Origin of the sequence: Streptomyces sp. NPDC020192, assembly GCF_044388685.1 — a bacterium.
Taxonomy (GTDB): Bacteria; Actinomycetota; Actinomycetes; order Streptomycetales; family Streptomycetaceae; genus Streptomyces.
This window is the reverse complement of the sequence record NZ_JBIRXG010000018.1, coordinates 97127-118214: the sequence shown is the minus strand read 5'-3', so window position 1 is coordinate 118214 and position 21088 is coordinate 97127. Positions and strand designations below refer to the sequence as shown.

General features: G+C 71.8%; 17 protein-coding genes. 13 read left to right on the top strand and 4 right to left on the bottom strand.

Annotated elements, in window-relative coordinates; genetic code table 11:
• Nucleotides 1-12 precede the first annotated feature (12 nt).
• Both ACH47Z_RS30730 and ACH47Z_RS30725 read right to left on the bottom strand, forming a co-directional pair.
• Nucleotides 13-1137: a GNAT family N-acetyltransferase gene (locus ACH47Z_RS30730; protein WP_399079422.1), complete on the bottom strand. Its 1125-nt coding sequence runs from the start codon at nucleotides 1135-1137 to the stop codon at nucleotides 13-15.
• 281 nt (nucleotides 1138-1418) lie between these two features.
• The gene (locus ACH47Z_RS30725; RefSeq protein ID WP_399079420.1) at nucleotides 1419-2273 is read right to left on the bottom strand and encodes a helix-turn-helix transcriptional regulator; all 855 of its coding nucleotides are present in this window, start codon (nucleotides 2271-2273) and stop codon (nucleotides 1419-1421) included.
• 167 nt (nucleotides 2274-2440) lie between these two features.
• On the opposite strand from ACH47Z_RS30725, the gene ACH47Z_RS30720 reads away from it, so the two are divergent.
• The 6 genes from ACH47Z_RS30720 (at nucleotide 2441) to ACH47Z_RS30695 (ending at nucleotide 9077) form a co-directional block, all read left to right on the top strand.
• Nucleotides 2441-3211 (top strand): SDR family oxidoreductase, encoded by a 771-nt coding sequence (locus ACH47Z_RS30720; protein ID WP_399079418.1) that lies wholly within the window; start codon nucleotides 2441-2443, stop codon nucleotides 3209-3211.
• A 26-nt stretch (nucleotides 3212-3237) separates the two neighbouring features.
• Nucleotides 3238-3453 (top strand): tautomerase family protein, encoded by a 216-nt coding sequence (locus ACH47Z_RS30715; RefSeq protein ID WP_399079416.1) that lies wholly within the window; start codon nucleotides 3238-3240, stop codon nucleotides 3451-3453.
• Nucleotides 3454-4094: 641 nt separating this feature from the next.
• A complete protein-coding gene (locus tag ACH47Z_RS30710; RefSeq protein ID WP_399079567.1) occupies nucleotides 4095-6266 on the top strand; it encodes a TIM-barrel domain-containing protein in 2172 nt (723 codons plus the stop codon).
• 130 nt (nucleotides 6267-6396) lie between these two features.
• On the top strand, nucleotides 6397-7605 hold the full coding sequence (locus ACH47Z_RS30705) for a carbohydrate-binding protein (protein ID WP_399079414.1): 1209 nt from the start codon (nucleotides 6397-6399) through the stop codon (nucleotides 7603-7605).
• A 139-nt stretch (nucleotides 7606-7744) separates the two neighbouring features.
• A complete protein-coding gene (locus ACH47Z_RS30700; protein ID WP_399079412.1) occupies nucleotides 7745-8521 on the top strand; it encodes a polysaccharide lyase family 7 protein in 777 nt (258 codons plus the stop codon).
• Nucleotides 8522-8615: 94 nt separating this feature from the next.
• A complete protein-coding gene (locus tag ACH47Z_RS30695; RefSeq protein WP_399079410.1) occupies nucleotides 8616-9077 on the top strand; it encodes a hypothetical protein in 462 nt (153 codons plus the stop codon).
• Between the two features lie 94 nt (nucleotides 9078-9171).
• Here ACH47Z_RS30695 and ACH47Z_RS30690 read toward each other — a convergent pair whose 3' ends face one another.
• Together ACH47Z_RS30690 and ACH47Z_RS30685 are read right to left on the bottom strand one after the other, a co-directional pair.
• Nucleotides 9172-12546 carry a pyruvate carboxylase gene (locus ACH47Z_RS30690; protein ID WP_399079408.1) on the bottom strand — a complete coding sequence of 1125 codons (3375 nt, stop codon included), beginning with the start codon at nucleotides 12544-12546 and terminating at the stop codon, nucleotides 9172-9174.
• Between the two features lie 203 nt (nucleotides 12547-12749).
• Nucleotides 12750-13625 carry a hypothetical protein gene (locus ACH47Z_RS30685; RefSeq protein ID WP_399079406.1) on the bottom strand — a complete coding sequence of 292 codons (876 nt, stop codon included), beginning with the start codon at nucleotides 13623-13625 and terminating at the stop codon, nucleotides 12750-12752.
• Nucleotides 13626-14120: 495 nt separating this feature from the next.
• Between ACH47Z_RS30685 and ACH47Z_RS30680 the strand changes: the two genes are divergently transcribed.
• The 7 genes from ACH47Z_RS30680 to ACH47Z_RS30650 all read left to right on the top strand — a co-directional run bounded on the left by ACH47Z_RS30680 (nucleotide 14121) and on the right by ACH47Z_RS30650 (nucleotide 20979).
• The gene (locus ACH47Z_RS30680; RefSeq protein WP_399079404.1) at nucleotides 14121-16013 is read left to right on the top strand and encodes an ATP-binding protein; all 1893 of its coding nucleotides are present in this window, start codon (nucleotides 14121-14123) and stop codon (nucleotides 16011-16013) included.
• Nucleotides 16010-16417 carry a roadblock/LC7 domain-containing protein gene (locus ACH47Z_RS30675; RefSeq protein WP_399079402.1) on the top strand — a complete coding sequence of 136 codons (408 nt, stop codon included), beginning with the start codon at nucleotides 16010-16012 and terminating at the stop codon, nucleotides 16415-16417. The genes ACH47Z_RS30680 and ACH47Z_RS30675 overlap by 4 nt, the downstream gene beginning before the upstream one ends.
• A gap of 11 nt (nucleotides 16418-16428) precedes the next feature.
• Entirely contained in the window at nucleotides 16429-16776 is a 348-nt protein-coding gene (locus ACH47Z_RS30670) for a DUF742 domain-containing protein (RefSeq protein ID WP_399079400.1), read from the top strand.
• Entirely contained in the window at nucleotides 16757-17383 is a 627-nt protein-coding gene (locus ACH47Z_RS30665; protein ID WP_399079398.1) for a GTP-binding protein, read from the top strand. Before ACH47Z_RS30670 ends, ACH47Z_RS30665 begins: the two co-directional genes overlap by 20 nt.
• A complete protein-coding gene (locus ACH47Z_RS30660; protein WP_399079396.1) occupies nucleotides 17380-18591 on the top strand; it encodes a cytochrome P450 in 1212 nt (403 codons plus the stop codon). Before ACH47Z_RS30665 ends, ACH47Z_RS30660 begins: the two co-directional genes overlap by 4 nt.
• A 39-nt stretch (nucleotides 18592-18630) precedes the next feature.
• Nucleotides 18631-19857 carry a cytochrome P450 gene (locus tag ACH47Z_RS30655; RefSeq protein ID WP_399079394.1) on the top strand — a complete coding sequence of 409 codons (1227 nt, stop codon included), beginning with the start codon at nucleotides 18631-18633 and terminating at the stop codon, nucleotides 19855-19857.
• A 132-nt stretch (nucleotides 19858-19989) separates the two neighbouring features.
• Complete coding sequence (locus tag ACH47Z_RS30650; protein WP_399079392.1) at nucleotides 19990-20979, top strand: aldo/keto reductase; 990 nt, start codon at nucleotides 19990-19992, stop codon at nucleotides 20977-20979.
• Nucleotides 20980-21088 lie beyond the last annotated feature (109 nt).

The following is a 21088-nucleotide window of genomic DNA, read 5'->3' as shown; positions in this document are numbered from 1 at the left end:
ACCTGCCAGTAACTACCGGTCCGGCGGGCGATTCTTTCGCGCGGCCGGGGCGGCCGCCACGCCCTCCGTGCGGAACCTGCCCACCGTCTTGAGGAGTTGGTCGGCCGGATCACGGAGACCTGGATGGGCCAGCACCGTGTTGCGCAGGCCGCGCACCGGTCTGCGCCACAGCCGCTGGGCCAGGGCCACCGGATGGGCACGGGCGGCGAAGCCCTCGCCGACCCGCAGTTCGCGGGTCTTGAGCCAGTCCTTGTACTCCTTGTCGCCCCGGCCCAGGTCGACCAGGGTCACCCCGGCCCGCGCCGCCGCCTCGGCGGTCCGCAGGTGCATCATCAACCCCGGTGAGTAGTAGTGCAGTTCGGGGTCGTACGCGGTGAACCAGGCCGCCAGTACGCTGCTCGACCGGGGACCGAAGTGGGCCGCCACCGGCCGGTCGCCCGCGTACAGCACGGACAGCACGCCGGTGAAGTGCTCCTCGCGGACGCGGAAGAGATGGTCGACGAGCCCGACGATCCAGGGCCGGGAGAACCGGTCCATCCGGCCGGTCCTGCGGTACTGCGCGGACTTCCAGCGCATCAGGGTGCGCAGCACCTCCGGATCACGCTCGTCGAACTCGAACCGCACCTCGCCGATGTCCCGGCCGAGCCGCCGTTCCTTCTTCAGCGTCGTCTTGGCCTGCCCCGGGTAGGTGGCCCGCAGCCACTCCGGGTAGCCGCCGTCGCCGGGTTTCACATCGATCACCGGGGAGGCGAAGGTGCCGGTGACATGCGGGGCGAACGGCCGCTGTTCCTGGACGAGATGGTCGAACTCGAAGATGCTGAGCCCGCAGGCCCGCAGCAACTCCTGCGCGTTCCAGGTGACCCCGGGCCGGTGCACGAGGGCCTGGCAGTCGGACAGTCCGAGCCCGATGGCCCGGCCCGTGCCCAGCGGCCCGCGCTCGTACGGGAAGAAGCCGGCCGGCGTCCCGCCCTCGCGCAGCACCGCCACGCGCGCCCCGCGCCGGAAGAGGCCGACGCCGGCCGCGAACTCCGGCGCCAGAAAGGGATTGGCGTACTCCGGTGAGTCGTCCATCGCGCGATGCCAGGCGGCGCGCACCTCGGCTGTCAGCTCGCCGGGTCTGTGGATGGTGATCTCCACGTCAGCTCGACCGCCCTTCCGCCGGCTTCGCGAGCGCTGTGCCGCAGGCGGCACGGGCCGGAGGCGAGGCGTGTGGATCACCGCTGACCGTTCGTGGATCACGACTGATGGATCGCATGCGCGACCGCTCCCCCCATGACGCGCCGGGCGCGTCCTGCCATTCGTACCGATGTCGACTGCGTCCCCACCGTGCGCGACTGCTCAAACGGCGCGAAACAGTACGCACACCCTCAAGGGTGCCTCAGGCGACGGAGGCTCCGCCATGGGTCTGCGGACATCGTTCAGGAGTCCACCACCGCGCCCAGGTCCTGCGTGCCGATCACCGAGAGCAGTTCCAGCTGGGCGGCCCCCTCGGTACCGGGCGGGGCGCTGAACCACAGCAGCCGCTGCCGGCCGTCCTCGCTGAAGAGGTTGTGGCAGTCCAGCTCGACGACGCCGAGCGAGGGATGGACGATCCGTTTGTGGTCGGTGCGGCGCAGGGCCACCTCCCGCCGCTCCCACAGCTCGGCGAACTCCGTGCTGCGTCGGCGGAGGTCGGCCACCATCCGGGTCACGTCGGTGTCCTTCGCGCGCCGGGCGGCGACGGCCTGGAGGTCGGCGGTGAAGACGCGCGAGTGGTGCGGGTGGTCCTGGGCCGGATAGATGCCGCGGGCGGCGGGGTCGGTGAACCAGCGGTACACGAAGCTGCGTTCGGGCCCGCGGCCGGCCGGCATCGCGCCGAGCAGCGCGACGGCGAGCGGGTTCTGCGCGAGGGTTTCGTGCAGATCGGTGATGACCTGGGCGGGGGTCGTGGTGAGCCGGTCCAGCAGGCCGAGCAGGGCGGGCTGGACGAGTGCGGTGGGGCCGCTCGCGGCGGGCGGCAGTGGGCGCTCGGCGAGGTGGAAGAGGTGGTCGCGTTCGTCGCCGCTCAGCCGCAGGGCGCGGGCCAGGGCGGCCACGACCTGTGCGGAGGGCTGGGCGCCCCGGCCGCGCTCCAGCTCGGTGTAGTAGTCGGCCGACAGTCCGGCGAGCTGGGCGACCTCCTCGCGGCGCAGGCCCGGCACCCGGCGGCGTGGTCCCGCGGGCAGTCCGACGTCGGCGGGGCGGACCCGGTCGCGCCGGGACTTGAGGAAGGCGGCCAGCTCTGCGTGGTTCACGCCTTCCATGGTCGCGCCTCGGGACACCGGTATCCAGGGGTTGCCGACCCCAGGGTGAGCACAGCCGTGGCTGCCCCGTGCGCGGCGGCCGAGGGTGGAGTCACTCAGCGGGCGGGACGCCACGCCTCACGGCAACGGACGTCACGCCCACAGCAACGGGAGTTCTCATGTCCACCGAAGCAACCACCCCCTCGGCCGCCGCCTCTTCGACGCCCCGTGTCGCCGTCGTCACCGGAGGCTCGCGCGGCATCGGCCGGGCGACGGTGACCCGGCTCGCCGCCGACGGGTACGCCGTGGTGGTCGGATACGCCGGCAACCGCGACCTCGCCGAGGCCGCCGTCGAGGAGGTCACCGCGGCCGGCGGCCGTGCGCTCGCCGTCCGCGCCGATGTCGCCGACGAGCGGCAGCTCGCCGCGCTGTTCGAGACCGCCGCCGAGACGTTCGGCGGAGTCGACGTAGCGGTCCACGCGGCGGGCCGGATGTATCTCGCGCCGATCGCGGAACTGGACCTCGCGGAACTGGACGCGATGCACCGCACCAACGTCCGCGGCACGTTCGTCGTCGCCCGGGAGGCGGCCCGTACCCTGCGCCGGGGCGGCGCGTTCGTCGCCTTCTCCAGCTCCGTGGTGGGCCTGGCGTTCCCGTCCTACGGCGCGTACAGCGCGAGCAAGGGCGCGGTCGAGGCGCTGACCCTGGTGCTGGCCCGGGAACTGCGCGGCCGGGACGTCACCGCGAACACCGTCGCCCCGGGGCCCACGGCCACCGACCTGTTCCTGGACGGCAAGGACGAGGCGACCATCGCCCACCTGGCCGCGCAGTCCCCGCTGGAGCGCCTGGGCACGCCCGACGACATCGCCGAGGTGGTGGCGTTCCTCGCCTCCCCGGCCGGCCACTGGGTCAACGGCCAGGTGGTCCGCGCCAACGGCGGCATCATCTGATCCCCCTTCAGCAAAGGAGAAACATCATGCCGTTCGCGAATTTCAAGGTCCCTGCCGGAAGCCTGGACGAGCAGCAGAAGGAGCTGATCGTCACCCGCACCACCGAGCTGTACGTCGAGATCTACGGAGAGCGGGCCCGCGCCGCCACGATGGTCCTGGTGGAAGAGGTGACGGACGGCGGCTGGGGCATCGGCGGCGGCGTGCTGACCTTGGCCAAGCTCCAGGAGCCGTCGGAGGACTGACCGGCTGAGCCCCGGCCCGCGCTCTTGACATGAACCTGCGTCACCCCTGAGGCTGCGTGCGTGAAGTTGCTCGAATGACGCTCATTTCGAGCGCATCCGAGCAACAGCCCGCAAGAACAGTCAGTCCGCAGTGCTGCGAGGGGAGCTGTTCCGACGTGCGAAGAGTGCCAAGACCGCGAAGACCGCACCACCGTGTGCCCTGGCCGGCCTGGGTACCGCTGGGGCTGGCGACCGCCCTGGCGGCGACCGTGCTCGCCGCCCCGGCGCCCGCCCGGGCCGCCGGCTCGGCCGGTGTCGTCCTGGACTCGGCCCACAGCAGCGTCAGCTGGCAGAGCCCGGTCTACGCCAAGGGCACCGGTGGCGGCACCGAGAGCTGTCCGGACGCCGCCGCCGACCCCGACAACACGGTCTGCGACCGCTTCGACCTGACCGTCTCGGTGCCGGACGGCTACTGGAACGACAACCCCGAGGGCGGCGTCCCGCTGTCGATCAGGTGGGACAGGCCCTCCGACGACTTCGACCTCTACGTCTACGACGACCACGGCAAACAGGTGGCCTCCAGCGCGGGCACCGCCGACCCCGAGGCCACGGTGATCCCGCGCGCGTCGGGGACGTACCACGTCGTGGTCGTGCCGTACGACGTGCACGACAACTCCTTCACGGGCACCGCGTACCTGCCCGCGACCACGGACGCCGGTGACCTCACGTCCTTCTCGGGCGGCGACGGCAGCTACACCATCGGGGCCGGACAACTGACCGCCCGGGCCGACTTCCTGACAGGGGGTCAACTCCGCCTCCAGGCCGATCCGTCCGGCTCGCTCGGCGATCCCGCCGGCACCGCCATCGTGCGCACGGAGCCCGCCCTCCAGCAGGCCACCTCGTCCTTCGACGCGGGCGACTACTACGGCATCCGCTCCCCTCAGGCCGTGCTGCGCGTGTACAAGAAGCCGCTGCGCTTCGGCCTGTACAAGCCCGACAACCGCACCCGGATCTGGCAGGAGGACAAGCCGCTGCGCTGGTCGACCGGCGGAATGCGGCAGAGCCTCACGCGAGGTGCGGACGAGCAGTTCTTCGGCGGCGGCGAGCAGAACGGCAGCTTCTCGCACCGCGACCGGACGATGTACGTGGCCAACAACTTCGACTGGGACGAGGGCGGTTACAACAACTCCCAGCCGTTCTACCTCTCCAGCGCGGGCTACGGCGTCTTCCGCAACACTTTCGCGCCGGGCGTGTACACCTTCGGCCAACCGGTCACCACGGGCCAGCAGGAACGGCGCCTGGACGCCTACTACTTCCTCGGTGACGCCAAGCAAGTCATTCGTAAGTACACAGCGTTGGTGGGCAAGCCCTTCATGCCTCCGGTGTACGGCCTGGAACCCGGCGACTCCGACTGCTACCTGCACAACGCCAACCGGGGCGAGCGGCACACCCTGGACGCGCTGAAGATCGCCGACGGGTACACGCGGAACCAGATGCCGCTCGGCTGGATGCTGGTCAACGACGGCTACGGCTGCGGATACGAGAACCTCGAGCAGACCGCCAAGGGCCTGCAGGATCACCACGCCCAGCTCGGTCTGTGGACCCAGGACGGCATCGACAAGCTCGCCGACCAGGTCAAGGCCGGTCAGCGGGTGGCCAAACTGGACGTGGCCTGGGTCGGCAACGGCTACAAGTTCGCACTCGACGCCTGCGACGCGGCGAAGAAGGGGATCGAGGACAACAGCGACGCGCGCGGCTTCGTGTGGCTGCCGGTGTCCTGGGCGGGCGCCCAGCGCTGCGGGGTGCTGTGGAGCGGCGACCAGAAGCTGTCCTGGGACTACATCCGCTGGCAGATCCCGACGTACGCCGGGGCGACGATGTCCGGCATCGCCTACGACACCGGTGACGTGGGCAGCATCTACCGCCACGACGCCAAGATGTACGCCCGTGATCTTCAGTGGAAGGCGTTCCTGCCGGCCATCATGACCATGGACGGCTGGGCCACCGACATCACGACCAAGAAACCGGCCGACCAGCAGCCCTGGCTCGACGGGGAGCCGTACACCTCCATCAACCGGAAGTACCTGCAGCTGAAGGAGCGGTTGCTGCCGTACATGTACACACTGTCCGCCGAGGCCGCGAAGACCGGGGTGGGCGCGGTGCGTCCGCTGTGGCTGGAGTACCCGGACGATCCGGGCACCCTTACGGATCAGGCGAAGTACGAGTTCCTGTCCGGTCCCGACTTCCTCGTCGCCCCGGTCTACCAGGACTCCGACACCCGCGACGGCATCCATCTGCCGAAGGGCACGTGGACCGACTACTGGACCGGCCGCACCTACCAGGGCCCGACCACGGTCAACGGCTACCACGCCCCGCTCGACACGCTGCCGCTGTTCGTGCGTGAGGGCGCGATCGTCCCCATGTGGCCGAAGGGGACGACGAGTTGGCAGACCCGGGACCGGCACGAGCTGGACTGGGACCTGTATCCGGCGGCCCATGGCACGAGCCACTACACGCTGTACGAGGACGACGGAACGACCCGCGACTTCGCCCAGGGTGCCGCTGCCACCCAGCGGGTCTCCCTGCACGGCGACGGCGACGGTACGACCGTCTCGGTGGGCGCGAGCCGGGGCGCGTACGCCGGCAAGGTGGACGCCCGCTCGTACCGGTTCACCGTGCACGGCGCCACGACGCCCGCCCGCGTGCTGCTCGACGGCCGCCAACTGCCCGCCTCCGCCTGGTCGTTCGATGCAGGCGCGCAGGTCACGACGATCACCGTGCCGAGTCTGCCGCTCGATCGCGGGTTCACCGTGCGACTGGTCGACGGAAGGTAAAGGGATCGTATGGTCTAGTCCAAAGAGCATGTTGGTCTAGTCCAACTTATTGACGTGACCGCAACAGCTCCCGGAGGGTGGGGCTCCCCACATCGGGGCACTCCCCACCCCCACCCTCTGGAGGCACGCAGTGAGACGTCTTCGGGCATGTCTGGGCGCGGCGGCGGCCGTCACGCTCGCCGCTGCCGGCACCACCGCGCTCGTCGCGGGCAACGCCTCGGGCGCGACCACCGCGCTGAGCAACCGCTGGTACGCCGCGGCCCCCTACCTGATGCCACTGGACAACGACCCGCCGGACCCGTCCGCCATCATGGACGCGACCGGCCTGAAGGCCTTCCAGCTGGCGTTCGTCCTCGCCCCCAACGGCGGCGGCTGCTCCCCCACCTGGGGTGGCACCGCGCCCGTCTCGTCGGACACGGCCGTGCAGTCGGTGATCAACACCATCCGCTCCAAGGGCGGTGACGTCTCGGTCTCCATCGGCGGCTACGGCGGCACCAAGCTCGGCCAGGCCTGCGCGGACGCGGCGTCCACGGCGGCGGCGTACCAGCAGGTCATCACCAAGTACGGGCTGCACGCGATCGACTTCGACCTGGAGGAGCCGGAGTACGAGAACACCGCGGCCATCCACAACGAGATCGGCGCGGCGAAGATCCTCCAGCAGAACAACCCGGGGCTGTACGTGTCGGTGACGACGGCCGGCACGGCGGACGGCACCGGCTGGTTCGGCAAGCAGATGCTGCTGGAGGCCAAGTCCCAGGGCTTCACGCCGAACAACTTCTCCATCATGCCGTTCGACGGCGGCTTCAACGGGGCGGCGAGCCAGACCAGCGCGCTGACCAACTTCAACTCGATCCTGCAGTCGACCTTCGGCTGGGACCAGGCGACCGCGTACGCGCACGAGGGCTTCTCCGGCATGAACGGCCGCAGCGACACGGGCGAGTACTTCACCCAGGCGGACTTCCAGACCGTGCTGGACTACGCGACGAGCCACAACATGGACCGCTTCACGTTCTGGTCCCTGAACCGCGACCGGCAGTGCAGCCCGCCCGACAACGGCGGCCGCACGTCCGGGACCTGCTCGAGCGTGGCGCAGAACGACTGGGACTTCGCCAAGTACTCGGTGAAGTTCGCCGGGGTGACCCCGCCGACGCCCACGCCGACCCCGACCCCGACCCCGACACCCACCTCCTGCAAGACCGCCTGGAGCGCTTCGGCGGTCTACACGGCCGGCGACGAGGTCTCGTACGGGAACCACAACTGGAAGGCGAAGTGGTGGACCCAGAACGAGGTGCCCGGCGCGGCGCAGTGGGGGCCGTGGCAGGACGAGGGCGCCTGCTGACCTCCCAGCGCTCGAAGTCTTGACGGGTCTGGTTCAGACCTTTAGCTTCTCGGGTCACCGAGGACCAAGGATGCGTTCAGCGTTCATCATGTTGAACGCATCCGTCGGTCCGACATCCGGTCCGACGAAGGGACCCCCCATGACCCGGTCACGGCTCCTCGCAGTACCGGCCACCGCGGGCCTCGCGCTCGCGCTCGCCCCGCTCGGCGGCCCCAGCGCGATCGCCGCCGACCCCCTCACGGCCCCCGGCGGCAACTTCGACCTGTCGGTCTGGGAGCTTCAGGAGCCCGTCGGCTCCCCCGGCAGCCCGACCACCATCCCGTCGTCCCGGCTCCAGGGCGCGGACGGCTACCAGGACGCGTACTTCTACACCGACACCCGCGACGGGGCGATGACCTTCTGGGCTCCGGAGAAGGGCGTCACCACCCCGAACTCCCCTTACGCCCGCTCCGAACTGCGCGAGATGAACCACGACGGCAGCGCGGCGGACTGGGCGCTGTCCGGCTCGCACAGGATGAGCGCGACGCTGCGTGTGGTGTCGGTGACGAAGAACGTGTGCGTGGGCCAGGTCCACCTCGGCAGCGGCGGCTCCTCCACCAAACCGTTGCTGGAGCTGTACTACCGGGCGAACGGCGACATCGTGCTCGGCACCGAGGACTCGCCGTCCGGCGGGCAGACCCCGCACACCGTGGGACACGTCGCGGTCGGCAGGACGTGGAGCTACACCATCGCCGTCTCCGGCGGGAACACCGTCGATCTGACCGTCAACGGCACCACCACCCACTACGCCGTCCCGTCGCCCTTCCAGCAGTACAAGCAGTACTTCAAGGCCGGCTCCTACAACCAGTCCTCCTCCGACAGCACCACCGACGGCGCCCGTGTCGCCTTCTACGGCCTGACCGTCAAGCACGGCTGACACGCGGTCCGACCTGCGCGACTGGTGCAATCGGCCGTACGGTCGTAGCGTCGAGAGGCACGCGGTCGGACACGGCACAACGGTGGGAGCGACCATGCGCGGATCAGTGCTGGGAACGGCAGTCACCCTCGCGGCAGGAGCCTTGCTGACAGCGGCGATGACGACGGCGTCGGCCAGTCCGCCGACCACGGCCACGGCACCGGCCCAGGTCACTCGGGCTCAGCCCGTGCTCGTCGACTGCTTCTTCCACCGCAACGTCCGCCCGCAGGACTTCATCCTGGCCTGCGGCGACGGCAACAGCCGGCTGACCGACCTCCAGTGGACCCAGTGGGGTCCGGACGGGGCGAAGGCCATCGGCGTGAACATGGTCAACGACTGCAAGCCGTACTGCGCGGCCGGCACCTTCCACGCGTACCCGGTCGTCATCCGGCTCAGCGGCGAGAAGCCGTGGAAGAAGCATCCGCGCTTCCAGCGCTTCAGCGACATCAGCCTGACCTACACCGGCGCCCGGCCGGACACCTTCAAGCAGGTCATGACGTACCCGCTCTGGGACTGACGCCCCGGGCGCACGGCGCCGAGGGCCTGGGCCGCGCGGGTGGTCCCGCGGTGCGCGCCGCGACCGGGGCCGGGTCGCGGCGCGTACGGTCGGCTCAGGCGATCTCGACCAGCAGGTCGCCGCCCTCCACCTGCTGGATACGGTTGATGGCCAGCCGGGAGACGCGGCCCGCCTTGGGCGCGGTGATCGTGGCCTCCATCTTCATCGCCTCGATGGTGGCGATCGTGGCACCGGCCGCGACCTCGTCGCCCTCGGCCACCGCGAGGGTCACCACACCGGCGAACGGCGCCGCGACATGCCCGGGGTCGGCGCGGTCGGCCTTCTCGGTCACCGGCACGTCCGAGGCGGCGGCGCGGTCACGGACCTGGATCGGGCGCAACTGGCCGTTGAGCGAGGACATCACGGTGCGCATCCCTCGCTCGTCGGCCTCGCCGACCGCCTGGAGTTCGATGAGCAGCCGGACGCCGGGCTCCAGGTCGACGGCGTACTCCTTGGCGGGGCGCAGGCCGTAGAAGAAGGCCTTGCTGTCCAGGACGCTGGTGTCGCCGAAGGCCTGGCGGTGGGTGTCGAACTCGCGCGTGGGGCCGGGGAACAGCAGCCGGTTGAGCGTCGCCCGGGTGTCCTTGGCGAGCCCCTCGCGGTCGTCGGCGGACAGCTCGGGAGCGGGCTTGGGCGCGCCGCGGCCGTTCAGGGCCTTGGTGCGGAACGGCTCGGGCCAGCCGCCGGGCGGGGTGCCCAGTTCGCCGCGCAGGAAGCCGATCACCGAGTCGGGGATGTCGAACCGGTCGGGCGTCTCCTCGAAGGCCGCAGGCGAGACACCCGCGCCGACCAGGTGCAGGGCGAGGTCGCCGACCACCTTGGACGACGGGGTGACCTTCACCAGCCGGCCGAGGATGCGGTCGGCGGCCGCGTACATGGCCTCGATGTCCTCGAAGCGGTCGCCGAGGCCGAGGGCGACGGCCTGGGTGCGCAGGTTGGACAGCTGGCCGCCGGGGATCTCGTGGTGGTAGACGCGGCCGGTCGGGGAGGCGAGGCCCGCCTCGAACGGGGCGTAGATCCTGCGGACGCCCTCCCAGTACGGCTCCAGGTCACCGACGGCCTGCAGGTCGAGGCCGGTGGGGCGCTCGGAGTGGTCCGTGGCGGCGACGAGTGCCGACAGCGACGGCTGCGAGGTCGTCCCGGCCATGGAGGCGACCGCGCCGTCCACGGCGTCGGCGCCCGCCTGGATCGCGGCGAGGTAGGTGGCGAGCTGGCCGCCGGCCGTGTCGTGCGTGTGCAGATGCACGGGCAGATCGAACTCGCGGCGCAGCGCGGAGACGAGCTTGGCGGCGGCCGGGGCGCGCAGCAGTCCGGCCATGTCCTTGACCGCGAGGACATGGGCGCCGGCCTCGACGATCTGCTCGGCCAGGCGCAGGTAGTAGTCGAGGGTGTAGAGCCGCTCGGAGGGGTCGTTGAGGTCGGCGGTGTAGCACAGGGCGACCTCGGCGATCGCGGTGCCGGTCTCCCGGACGGCGTCGATGGCGGGCCGCATCTGGCCGACGTCGTTGAGGGCGTCGAAGATGCGGAAGATGTCGATGCCGGTGGCGGCGGCCTCCTGTACGAAGGCGTCGGTCACCTCGGTCGGGTACGGGGTGTAGCCGACGGTGTTGCGGCCGCGCAGCAGCATCTGCAGGCAGATGTTGGGCACGGCCTCGCGCAGGGCGGCCAGCCGCTCCCAGGGGTCCTCGGCGAGGAAGCGCAGCGCCACGTCGTACGTCGCGCCGCCCCAGCACTCCAGGGAGAGCAGCTGCGGCAGGGTGCGGGCGACGACCGGGGCTACCGCGAGGAGGTCCTTGGTGCGTACGCGGGTGGCGAGGAGGGACTGGTGGGCGTCGCGGAAGGTGGTGTCGGTGACGCCGAGGGTCGGGGACTCGCGCAGCTGCCGGGCGAAGCCCTCGGGGCCGAGGGCGACCAGGCGTTGGCGTGAGCCGGCCGGGGGCTCGCCGGCCGGGAGCGCGGGCAGCTTGGTGACCGGGTCGAGCAGCTTCGGGCGCTCGCCGTGCGGCTTGTTGACCGTCACGTCGGCGAGATAGGTGAGCAGCTTGGTGCCGCGGTCGGCGGAGGAGCGGGCGGTGAGCAGGTGCGGGCGCTGCTCGATGAAGGAGGTGGTGACCCGGCCCGCCTGGAAGTCCGGGTCGTCCAGGACCGCCTGGAGGAAGGGGATGTTGGTGGCCACACCGCGGATGCGGAACTCGGCCACGGCACGCCGGGCGCGCCCCACGGCGGCCCGGAAGTCCCGGCCCCGGCAGGTGAGCTTGACCAGCATCGAGTCGAAGTGTGCGCTGATCTCCGTACCGGCGTGGGTGGTGCCGCCGTCCAGCCGGATGCCGGAGCCGCCCGGGGAGCGGTAGGCGCTGATCCGGCCGGTGTCCGGGCGGAAGCCGTTGGCGGGGTCCTCGGTGGTGATACGGCACTGGAGGGCGGCGCCGCGCAGGGTGATGGTGTCCTGCGCGAGGCCGAGGTCGGCGAGGGTCTCGCCGGAGGCGATGCGCATCTGGGCCTGGACGAGGTCGACGTCGGTGACCTCTTCGGTGACCGTGTGCTCGACCTGGATGCGCGGGTTCATCTCGATGAAGACGTGGTTGCCGTCGGGGTCGAGGAGGAACTCCACGGTGCCGGCGTTGCGGTAGCCGATCTCGCGGGCGAAGCGGACGGCGTCGGCGCAGATCCGCTCGCGCACCTCGGGGTCGAGGTTGGGGGCGGGCGCCAGCTCGATGACCTTCTGGTGGCGGCGCTGGAGGGAGCAGTCGCGCTCGTAGAGGTGGATGACGTCGCCCTCGCCGTCGGCGAGGATCTGCACCTCGATGTGGCGCGGGTCGACGACGGCCTTCTCCAGGAAGACGGTCGGGTCGCCGAAGGCGGAGGCGGCCTCGCGGGAGGCGGCCTCGATGGACTCGCGCAGCTGGGCGGGGTCTGCCACCCGGCGCATACCGCGCCCGCCACCGCCGGCGACCGCCTTGACGAAGACGGGGAAGCCGATCTCCTCGGCGGCGCTGACCAGTTCGTCGACGTCCGTGGAGGGCTGGGAGGAGCCGAGCACGGGTACGCCGGCCGCGCGGGCGGCGGCGACCGCGCGGGCCTTGTTGCCGGTCAGCTCCAGGGTCGCCGCGCTGGGGCCGACGAAGGTGATGCCCGCCTCCTCGCAGGCGCGGGCCAGCTCGGGGTTCTCGGACAGGAAGCCGTACCCGGGATAGACGGCGTCGGCGCCCGCGCGGCGGGCGGCGCCCACGATCTCCTCGACGGAGAGATAGGCCCGCACCGGGTGCCCCGGCTCCCCGATCTCGTACGCCTCGTCGGCCTTCAGCCGGTGCAACGAGTTGCGGTCCTCGTGCGGGAACACGGCGACGGTACGCGCGCCGAGTTCGTACCCCGCCCGGAACGCGCGGATCGCGATCTCTCCACGGTTGGCGACCAGCACCTTGCGGAACATCCTGGATTCCCTTCAGCTGCCCTGCCGGCGACGAACACCATGGTGTCTGCCACGCCTGCCGTATCTCGCGGCAACCATAGGGGTTCCCCCGGTTGTCGACGTGCGAAAACCATCACACTGCCGAGGTGGCCGGCGCCACAGTCGGGGCCACGGACGGGGCCACCGTCGGTGCCCCGGCCGGGCCCGCACGGGGCGCCGGCCGGTCAGCGTTCCGCGGAGGTCATCGCCGCGTCCCCGCGCCGGTCGGCCCGCGCCGGGGCGGGCACGGTCCGCGGCTGCCCGGGGGCGGGACCGGGTGCGGCCGTGGGGACCGGCGCCGCAGGGGCGGGGGCGGGCGCCCGGCGGCGGCCGGGCAGCAGGGACCGCACAAGCGCCCGCACCTGCTCGCGGCGGCCGTGCAGCAGCCCGAGGACGATCGCCGAGCCCACCGCGATCAGATGCTCGCGGCCGGCCAGGTTGGGGATGGCGATGGACTCCCACACCATCGAGCCGCCGGTCAGCGTGAACACCACCGGCGCACGCTTGATCACCGCGAGATAGGTGAACAGGCCCACGACGGCCGCGGACGGCCCGGTGTCCAGCACATGGGCGGCCTCGGGTGGCAGCCCGAGGCCTCCCCAGCCGGGGCCCATCGCGATCATCACGCGGGCGGTGAGCGTGCCGGCCAGCGTGGTCGCGTACGCGATCGCCAGCGTCCGGGCCCGGCCCAGGGCCAGTTCGGCCCAGGCGAAGGCGAGGAACAGCTGGGTGATGCCCGCCCACACCGGCAGGTCGAGCGCCGGGACGTACAGCGACACGGGCGTGCGCAGCAGCGACAGCCACAGCGGCAGGTCGGCCTTGACGCCGCCGAGCCGGGTCACCCAGAGCCGGCCGAGGGGGTGCTGGGCGATGCCCTGGAAGAAGATGACGCCGAACGCGGCCACGAACGCCAGCAGCAGTCCGGACAGCCCGCGGCGCGCGAGGCGCTGCACCGGCTCGACGACGATCGCGTGGAACTCGCCCCGCAGCGTTCGCCCGGTGAACCGGGCCAGCCGTACGAGCAGCGAGCGGCATGCCTCGATGCGCCCCTCAGTCATCATGAGGCACGGCAGCCCATCGCTTTCGGCTCCCCGGTCATACGCGTCTCCCCCTTCGCCAGGCTTCCGGCTTTGTGGCCGGTCGACCTACCCCCTCCGTACGGGTCGCGGCCTGCATGCCCGGTCCCTCCCCCGGTGTGGGCCTCTGTGGTGGTGAGGCCCGGTCGGTGACAGTTCATCGACCCGGGAGACGGGCGTCAAGATCCATTGCGGATGCACAGGGGTATGAAAAGACCCACAGGTCCGGGGCGCGGAAATCCGGCAGCGGGAGGCAACCCGCACACCCGTGATTCCGTCCCCCCATTCAAGGCTTCTGTACGGCTGTGTCGGCGCGCTCCGGACCCGCCCACTTCATGGAACGAATGCGGAACCTTTCTTTTCCGATCACGAACTCTCGTATAGTGACCGCCAGTTCACCACTGAGTGTCACGTCACACCATCGACCGTTCCTGCCAGCCGCCCCATGCCCGTCTCTGCCGCGAGGACCAGACCGGACCGATGATCCCGCCCACGCATCCCGGCGACCGACCCTCTCTCCGTACCTTCCTCACCGCCCTCGCCGTCACCGGCGCCCTGTCGGCGCTCGTGGTCTGCGTGGCCGTGGCGGCGGCGCCGGGCTCGGTACGCACCCCGCTGGCCTGGGGCGCGGGCGTGGCGGCGGTCGTGCTCAGCGCGGCGGTCGCCGACGCCGTACAGACCCGGCGCACCGCGCGCGGCCTGCGGCACCGGCTGGACGCCGTGACCCAGGACCTCGGGCGGCTCCTGCAGCAGCAGGCCCGAGCGACCGACGAGACCCGTCAGGAGCAGCAGCGGCTCATCGACGAACTCGCCCAGCAGCGCACGGAGTTCACGGAGTCGTTCGCGGCTGAGCGGGCAGAGCTGGAGCGGGCCGGCGGGCAGGAGACGGACCGGCTCCGGCGCGAGAACGCCCGGCTCACCGACGAGTTGGAGCGGGCCCGGCGCGAGCGGGCCACGGCGGTCGCCGCGACCTCCAACGCCGCCGGCCGCATGCAGGCCCTCGCCACGGCCACCCTCGCCGACCTGCGCGCGATGGAGGACCGGCACTCCGACGAGGACGTGCTCGCCGACCTGCTCCATCTCGACCAACGCACCGCGCAGGCGGGCCGGATCGCCGACTCCATCGCCGTACTGACCGGGGCGCGGTCCGGTCGCCGGTGGGCGCGGCCGATCGGGATGGAGTCGATCCTGCGCGGCGCGATGGGCCGGATCGCCGGCTATCGGCGGGTGCGGGTGCACTCGGTCAGCGAAGCCGCCGTGGCCGGGCACGCGGCCGAGGGTGTGATGCACGCGCTCGCCGAACTCCTCGACAACGCCTCGAACTTCTCGCCGCCGACGGCCGAGGTGCACGTCTACGTGGAGGAGGTGCCGGCCGGGGTCATCGTGTCCGTGGAGGACAGCGGTCTGGTGATGGGCGACGTCCAGCTGCGCCGTGCCGAGCGGGCGGTCTCCGGTGACGTCTCCGAGCTGGGCGGTCTGACCGGCACCCGGCTCGGACTCGCCGTGGTCGGCCGGCTCGCCCTCAAGCACGGCCTGAAGGTGTCGTTCCGGCCGTCCGCACGCGGCGGCACGGGCGTGCTGATGCTCATCCCGCAGGACATCCTCACGACCCCCGCCCCGCCCGAGTCCCCGGCGGCGACCCCGCTCCCGGCACCGGCCGAGTCCCCCTCCGTCCCGCCCGCCGCGGAGGCCACCCCGGTCCACGAGTCCGCGGCCCGGGAGGAGGGCCCAGCCGGCCTCCCCAAACGCCGCCGCGGCCGCACCCTCGCCGAGGCCGAACGCTCCCGCTCGACACCCCGCCCCGCCGAGGCCCCGGCCACCGGCACCGACACGGGCAAGGCCCGAGCGGCCCGCTTCAGCAGCTTCCGCCAGGCGCTCCGCCCGGCCACCCAGGACACACAGGGCACGCCGGACACCACCCCGGACGCCTCGGGCACCCGCAGGGTCGGCACCGACCCCGCCGCGCCGACACCGGCTGCCGCACACGCCGCCGCTGCGACCGCACCGGACACCGACCCGGCCACCTCCGCCCCGGCCGGGACCGGCGCGGCACCGGACGCCGACGCCACCGTGTCCCCACAGGACCCCGCACACGCCCGTCACGCGGCCGGTGATCCGCAGACCGCGGCGCAGGCCCCGGCCGAGTCCCCGCAGGTCGGCGCGCCCGTCGCGCATCCCGCCGACCACGCCCCGCAGGACGGCCGCCCCCGGGACGGCCGTTCGGCCGATGTCCCGCAGGGGACGCTCCGGGACGGTCACGCGGCCTACGCCCCCGCGGACCACGTCGGCGCGCCGCACGGCACCCCCGGTGAGCACCCCTCCTCCGCCCCCTCCCACCCGCACGCGCACCCGGAAGGCGACACCACTTCATGACCGGCCCGAGCACCGCCGACGACACGCTCACCTGGCTCCTGGAGGGCCTGCTGGAGAGGACTTCGGGGGCGCGGCACGCGCTCGTGTTGTCCCGGGACGGGCTGAAGCTGTGCCGCAGCCCGGAGCTGAGTGCCGATCAGGCCGACCAGCTCGCCGCGATCGCCGCCGGGATCCAGTCGCTGTCGCACGGGGCGTCGGTGGAGTTCGGTGACGGCAGCGGAGGCGTGCGCTCGGCGCTGACCGAGTTCTACGGCGGTGTGCTGTTCATCGTGGAGGCGGGCGCCGGCGCCCATCTGGCCGTCGTCACCACGGAGGACGCGGACGCCGGGGTCGTCGGACACCACATGAGCGAACTCGTGGAGCAGCTCGGCGAGCACCTGACCGCGCTGCCCCGTACGTCATGAGTGGTCCGGGGATGAATCGGCCGGGACGGGACGACGCTCCTGATCGGCTGTACACCATCACCCAGGGCCGCAGCCGGACCGGCCCCGACAGCCCCTTCGATCTCGTCACCCTCGTCGTCGCCGAGTCGGGCCCGGTGGCCGGCATGCAGTCGGAGCACGTGGCGATCCTGCGGATGACCGAGTTCCCCGCCTCGGTGGTGGAGATCGCCGCCGAGCTGAAGCTGCCCGTGGGCATCACCAAGGTGCTGCTGTGCGACCTGCTGGCGGCGGGCCGCGTCAGCGCCCGGCATCCGCACAGACCGGCCATCGCCGACCCCGACATCCTGGAGCAGGTGCTCGTTGGACTCCGCAACCTCTGACGCGCGCACCCCGTTGGGTGCCTCCGCCGACCACGGTTTCAAGATCGTGGTCGTGGGCGGCTTCGGCGTCGGCAAGACCACCCTGGTCCGATCGGTCAGCGAGATCCGTCCCCTGAGCACCGAGGAGACGATGACCCAGGCCGGCGCGTCCGTGGACGACATCCGGCAGGTGCGCGGCAAGTCCGCCACCACCGTCGCCTTCGACTTCGGCCGGATCACCCTGGACGCCCGCAAGGTGCTCTACCTGTTCGGGGCGCCCGGACAGGAGCGGTTCTGGTTCCTGTGGGACCGGCTGTTCTCCGGCACGCTCGGCGCCGTCGTGCTCGTCGACACCCGGCGGATCGACGACTCGTGGTACGCCATCGACCGCCTCGAGCACCACGGCACGCCGTTCATCGTGGCCTGCAACGACTTCGGCGGTCCCGTCCGCGCCGGCGAGGACGTCCGCGAGGCCCTCGACCTCGACCCGCACGTACCGCTGATCGACTGCGACGCCCGCTCCCGCGCCTCCGGCAAGCAGACGCTGATCACGCTGGTGCGGCACGTGAAGAACCGGTACGCCGACCCGTCAGCCCGGACGGGCCTGCCCCGACAGGAGTTCGTGTGACCACCCCCGACGCCGTCCCGCTCGGCGGCCCCCGGTTCCAGACCGAACCCGCCCGCCTGTACCGGGAGATGCGCCGCGACCACGGCGCCGTCGTCCCGGTCCTGCTCGACGGCGACGTCCCGGCCTGGCTGGTGCTGGGCTACCGCGAACTGCACCAAGTGACCGGCGATCCGGTGCTGTTCAGCCGGGACTCCGACCTGTGGAACGAGTGGGAGAACATCCCGGCCGACTGGCCGCTGCTGCCGATGATCGGCCGCAAGCAGCCGTCGATCCTCTACACCGTCGGCGAACGGCACCGGCAGCGCGCCGGGATGGTCAGCAACGCCCTGGAGGCGGTGGACCCCTTCGAGCTGCGGCGGCACGCCGAGCGGTTCGCGGACGAGCTGATCGACGCGCTGTGCACGGCGGGCGAGGCCGATCTGGTCGCCCAGTACGCGATGCTGCTGCCCGTGCGGGTCCTCGCCCGGCTCTACGGTTTTCCCGACGAGGACGGTCCGGGGCTGGTCACCGCCCTCAACGACATGATCGACGGCCGCGAGCGGGCCCTGGCCGGGCAGGCTCATCTGGCCACCTCCATGGGGCAGTTGATCGCCGACCGGAAGAAGGAGCCGGCGCACGACGTGGTCTCCCGGATGCTGGCCGACGACAGCGGCTTCAGCGACGAGGAGATCACCCAGGACCTGATGGTGATGATGGCGGCCGGGCACCAGCCGACCGCCGACTGGATCGGCAACTCGCTCCGGCTGATGCTCACCGACGACCGCTTCGCGGCCTCGCTGTTCGGCGGGCGGCACAGCGTCGCCGAGGCGATGAACGAGGTGCTGTGGGAGGACACGCCCACCCAGAACGTGGCCGGCCGCTGGGCCGCCCGCGACACCCACCTCGGCGGCCGCCGCGTCCAGGCCGGCGATCTGCTGCTGCTCGGCCTCCAGGGCGCCAACTCCGACCCCCAGGTGCGCACCGACGCCTCCGCCCTGACCGGCGGCAACAACGCGCACTTCTCGTTCGGTCACGGCGAGCACCGCTGCCCGTTCCCCGCGCAGGAGATCGCCGAGGTGATCGCCCGGACCGGCATCGAGGTCGTACTGGACCGGCTGCCGGACATCGACCTGGCGGTGCCCGCCGAGTCCCTCACCCGGCGGCCCTCGCCCTGGCTGCGCGGACTGACCCGGCTGCCCGTCCGGTTCACGCCCGTACCCACCCTTTGACCGCCGCACTCCGACCCCCCGCCCTGGAGGCACGTCACGATGACGACCGGTACCGAAGCATCGCGGATCGCCCTGGACCCCTTCGTCACCGACCTGGACGCCGAGAGCGCGGCGCTGCGCGCGGCCGGTCCGCTCGCCGCCGTAGAACTGCCGGGCGGCGTGCCGGTGTGGGCCGTCACCCACCACGCCGAGGCCAAGGCGCTGCTCACCGACCCGCGCCTGGTGAAGGACATCAACGTGTGGGGCGCCTGGCGGCGCGGCGAGATCCCCGCCGACTGGCCGCTGATCGGGCTCGCCAACCCGGGCCGCTCCATGCTCACCGTGGACGGCGCCGACCACCGCCGGATGCGCACGCTGGTCGCGCAGGCGCTCACCCCGCGCCGGGTGGAGACGATGCGCGAGCGCATCGAGAAGCTCACCCAGGACCTGCTGGACGCGCTGCCCGGGGACGGGGAGACCGTCGACCTCAAGGCGGCCTTCGCCTACCCGCTGCCCATGTACGTCGTCGCCGACCTGATGGGCCTCCCGGAGGACCGGCTCCCCCGCCTGAAGGTGCTGTTCGAGAAGTTCTTCTCGACGCAGACCCCGCCCGAGGAGGTCATCGCCACGCTGACCGAGCTGGCGCAGATCATGGCCGAGACGGTGGCGGCCAAGCGGGCCGAGCCCGGCGACGATCTGACCAGCGCCCTGATCCTCGCCTCCGAGGACGGCGACCACCTCACCGACGAGGAGATCGTCTCCACCCTCCAGCTGATGGTCGCGGCCGGTCACGAGACGACGATCTCGCTGATCGTCAACGCCGTCGTCAACCTCTCCACGCATCCCGAGCAGCGCGCCCTGGTGCTGTCCGGGGCGGCCGACTGGCCGGCGGTGATCGAGGAGACCCTGCGGTACTCCACCCCGACCTCGCACGTGCTGATCCGGTTCGCGACCGAGGACGTGCCGGTCGGCGACCGGGTGATCCCGGCCGGGGACGCGCTGATCGTGTCGTACGGCGCGATCGGCCGCGACGAGCGGGCGCACGGACCGGGCGCCGGGGAGTTCGACATCACCCGCGAGTCGAAGAACCGGCACATCTCCTTCGGCCACGGCCCGCATGTGTGCCCGGGTGCGGCCCTGTCCCGGCTGGAGGCGGGGGTGGCGCTGCCCGCGCTGTACGCCCGCTTCCCGCGGCTGGACCTGGCGGTGCCGGCGGCCGAGCTGCGCAACAAGCCGGTGGTCACCCAGAACGACCTGTTCGAGCTGCCGGTGCGGCTGGATTCCTGACCCGGCGCGGAGCGTTGCTTGACTTGGAGAGCGCTCCAACTCGTAGCGTCACAGACGTACGGCACGTGAGCGGCTCCGGCCGCGTGCCGTACGCAGTGACCATCGAGTGTGCGGGAAAGGCTGGGACATCACATGCAGAAGCGCAGTCTGCGGGACCTCCAGGTATCGGCCATCGGCCTCGGATGCATGGGCATGTCCGCCTTCTACGGCTCCGCCGACCAGGACGAGGGCGTGGCGACCATCCGGCGCGCGCTGGAGCTGGGCGTCAACTTCCTCGACACCGCGCAGGTGTACGGCCCGCTCACCAACGAGTCGCTGGTCGGCGAGGCGATCCGGGGGCACCGCGACGAGTACGTCATCGCGACGAAGTTCAACTACCGGATGGACGACGCCGTACCGGGAGACATGACCACGATCGGTCGGCAGGACGGCTCCGCCGAGCACGTCCGTGAGTCGGTCCACGGCTCGCTGCAGCGGCTGGGCACCGATCACATCGATCTGTACTACCAGCACCGGGTGGACCCGAACGTGCCGATCGAGGAGACGGTCGGCGCGCTGGGCGAGCTGGTCGAGCAGGGCAAGGTGCGGCACATCGGGCTGAGCGAGGCGAGCGCGGAGACCATCCGGCGGGCGCACGCCGTGCACCCGATCACCGCCGTGCAGAGCGAGTACTCGCTGTGGACGCGGGACGTGGAGGCCGAGGTGCTGCCCGCCTGCCGGGAGCTGGGCATCGGCTTCGTACCGTACTCCCCGCTCGGCCGTGGCTTCCTCGCGGGCCGTTTCACCTCGCCGGACGAGCTGGACGCGAACGACTTCCGGCGCAACAACCCGCGCTTCACCGACGCCAACCTGGAGGCCAACCTGCGCCTCGCGGCGAAGGTCAAGGAGATCGCGGCGGAGAAGGACGTGACCCCGGCCCAGCTGGCCATCGCCTGGGTGCTGGCCCAGGGCGAGGACCTGGTGCCGATTCCGGGTACGAAGCGGCGTACGTACCTGGAACAGAACGCGGGGGCGGTGGACATCGAGCTGGCCAAGGAGGACTTGGCGCGCATCGATGCGGAGCTGCCGCCGGTGTCGGGTGAGCGGTACGACGAGGCCGGGATGCGGGCGGTCAATCGTTAGGCCGGGCGCAGGAGAGGGCCCTTTTGTTTCGCAGGCGAAGTGGGCGGGAGAGCCGCTGATCGCATGGCATGCGGTGGAATCGGGGCCGGGCTCGGAATGCCTGGTTCCG

Excerpts from the sequence above, each read along its gene's own strand:
- ACH47Z_RS30675 (WP_399079402.1), top strand. The coding sequence starts at position 16,010 with ATGACCGGCCCGAGCACCGCCGACGACACGCTCACCTGGCTCCTGGAG.
- ACH47Z_RS30670 (WP_399079400.1), top strand. The coding sequence starts at position 16,429 with ATGAATCGGCCGGGACGGGACGACGCTCCTGATCGGCTGTACACCATC.
- ACH47Z_RS30720 (WP_399079418.1), top strand. The coding sequence starts at position 2,441 with ATGTCCACCGAAGCAACCACCCCCTCGGCCGCCGCCTCTTCGACGCCC.
- ACH47Z_RS30680 (WP_399079404.1), top strand. The coding sequence starts at position 14,121 with ATGATCCCGCCCACGCATCCCGGCGACCGACCCTCTCTCCGTACCTTC.
- ACH47Z_RS30695 (WP_399079410.1), top strand. The coding sequence starts at position 8,616 with ATGCGCGGATCAGTGCTGGGAACGGCAGTCACCCTCGCGGCAGGAGCC.
- ACH47Z_RS30655 (WP_399079394.1), top strand. The coding sequence starts at position 18,631 with ATGACGACCGGTACCGAAGCATCGCGGATCGCCCTGGACCCCTTCGTC.
- ACH47Z_RS30690 (WP_399079408.1), bottom strand. The coding sequence starts at position 12,546 with ATGTTCCGCAAGGTGCTGGTCGCCAACCGTGGAGAGATCGCGATCCGC.
- ACH47Z_RS30650 (WP_399079392.1), top strand. The coding sequence starts at position 19,990 with ATGCAGAAGCGCAGTCTGCGGGACCTCCAGGTATCGGCCATCGGCCTC.
- ACH47Z_RS30685 (WP_399079406.1), bottom strand. The coding sequence starts at position 13,625 with ATGATGACTGAGGGGCGCATCGAGGCATGCCGCTCGCTGCTCGTACGG.
- ACH47Z_RS30715 (WP_399079416.1), top strand. The coding sequence starts at position 3,238 with ATGCCGTTCGCGAATTTCAAGGTCCCTGCCGGAAGCCTGGACGAGCAG.
- ACH47Z_RS30700 (WP_399079412.1), top strand. The coding sequence starts at position 7,745 with ATGACCCGGTCACGGCTCCTCGCAGTACCGGCCACCGCGGGCCTCGCG.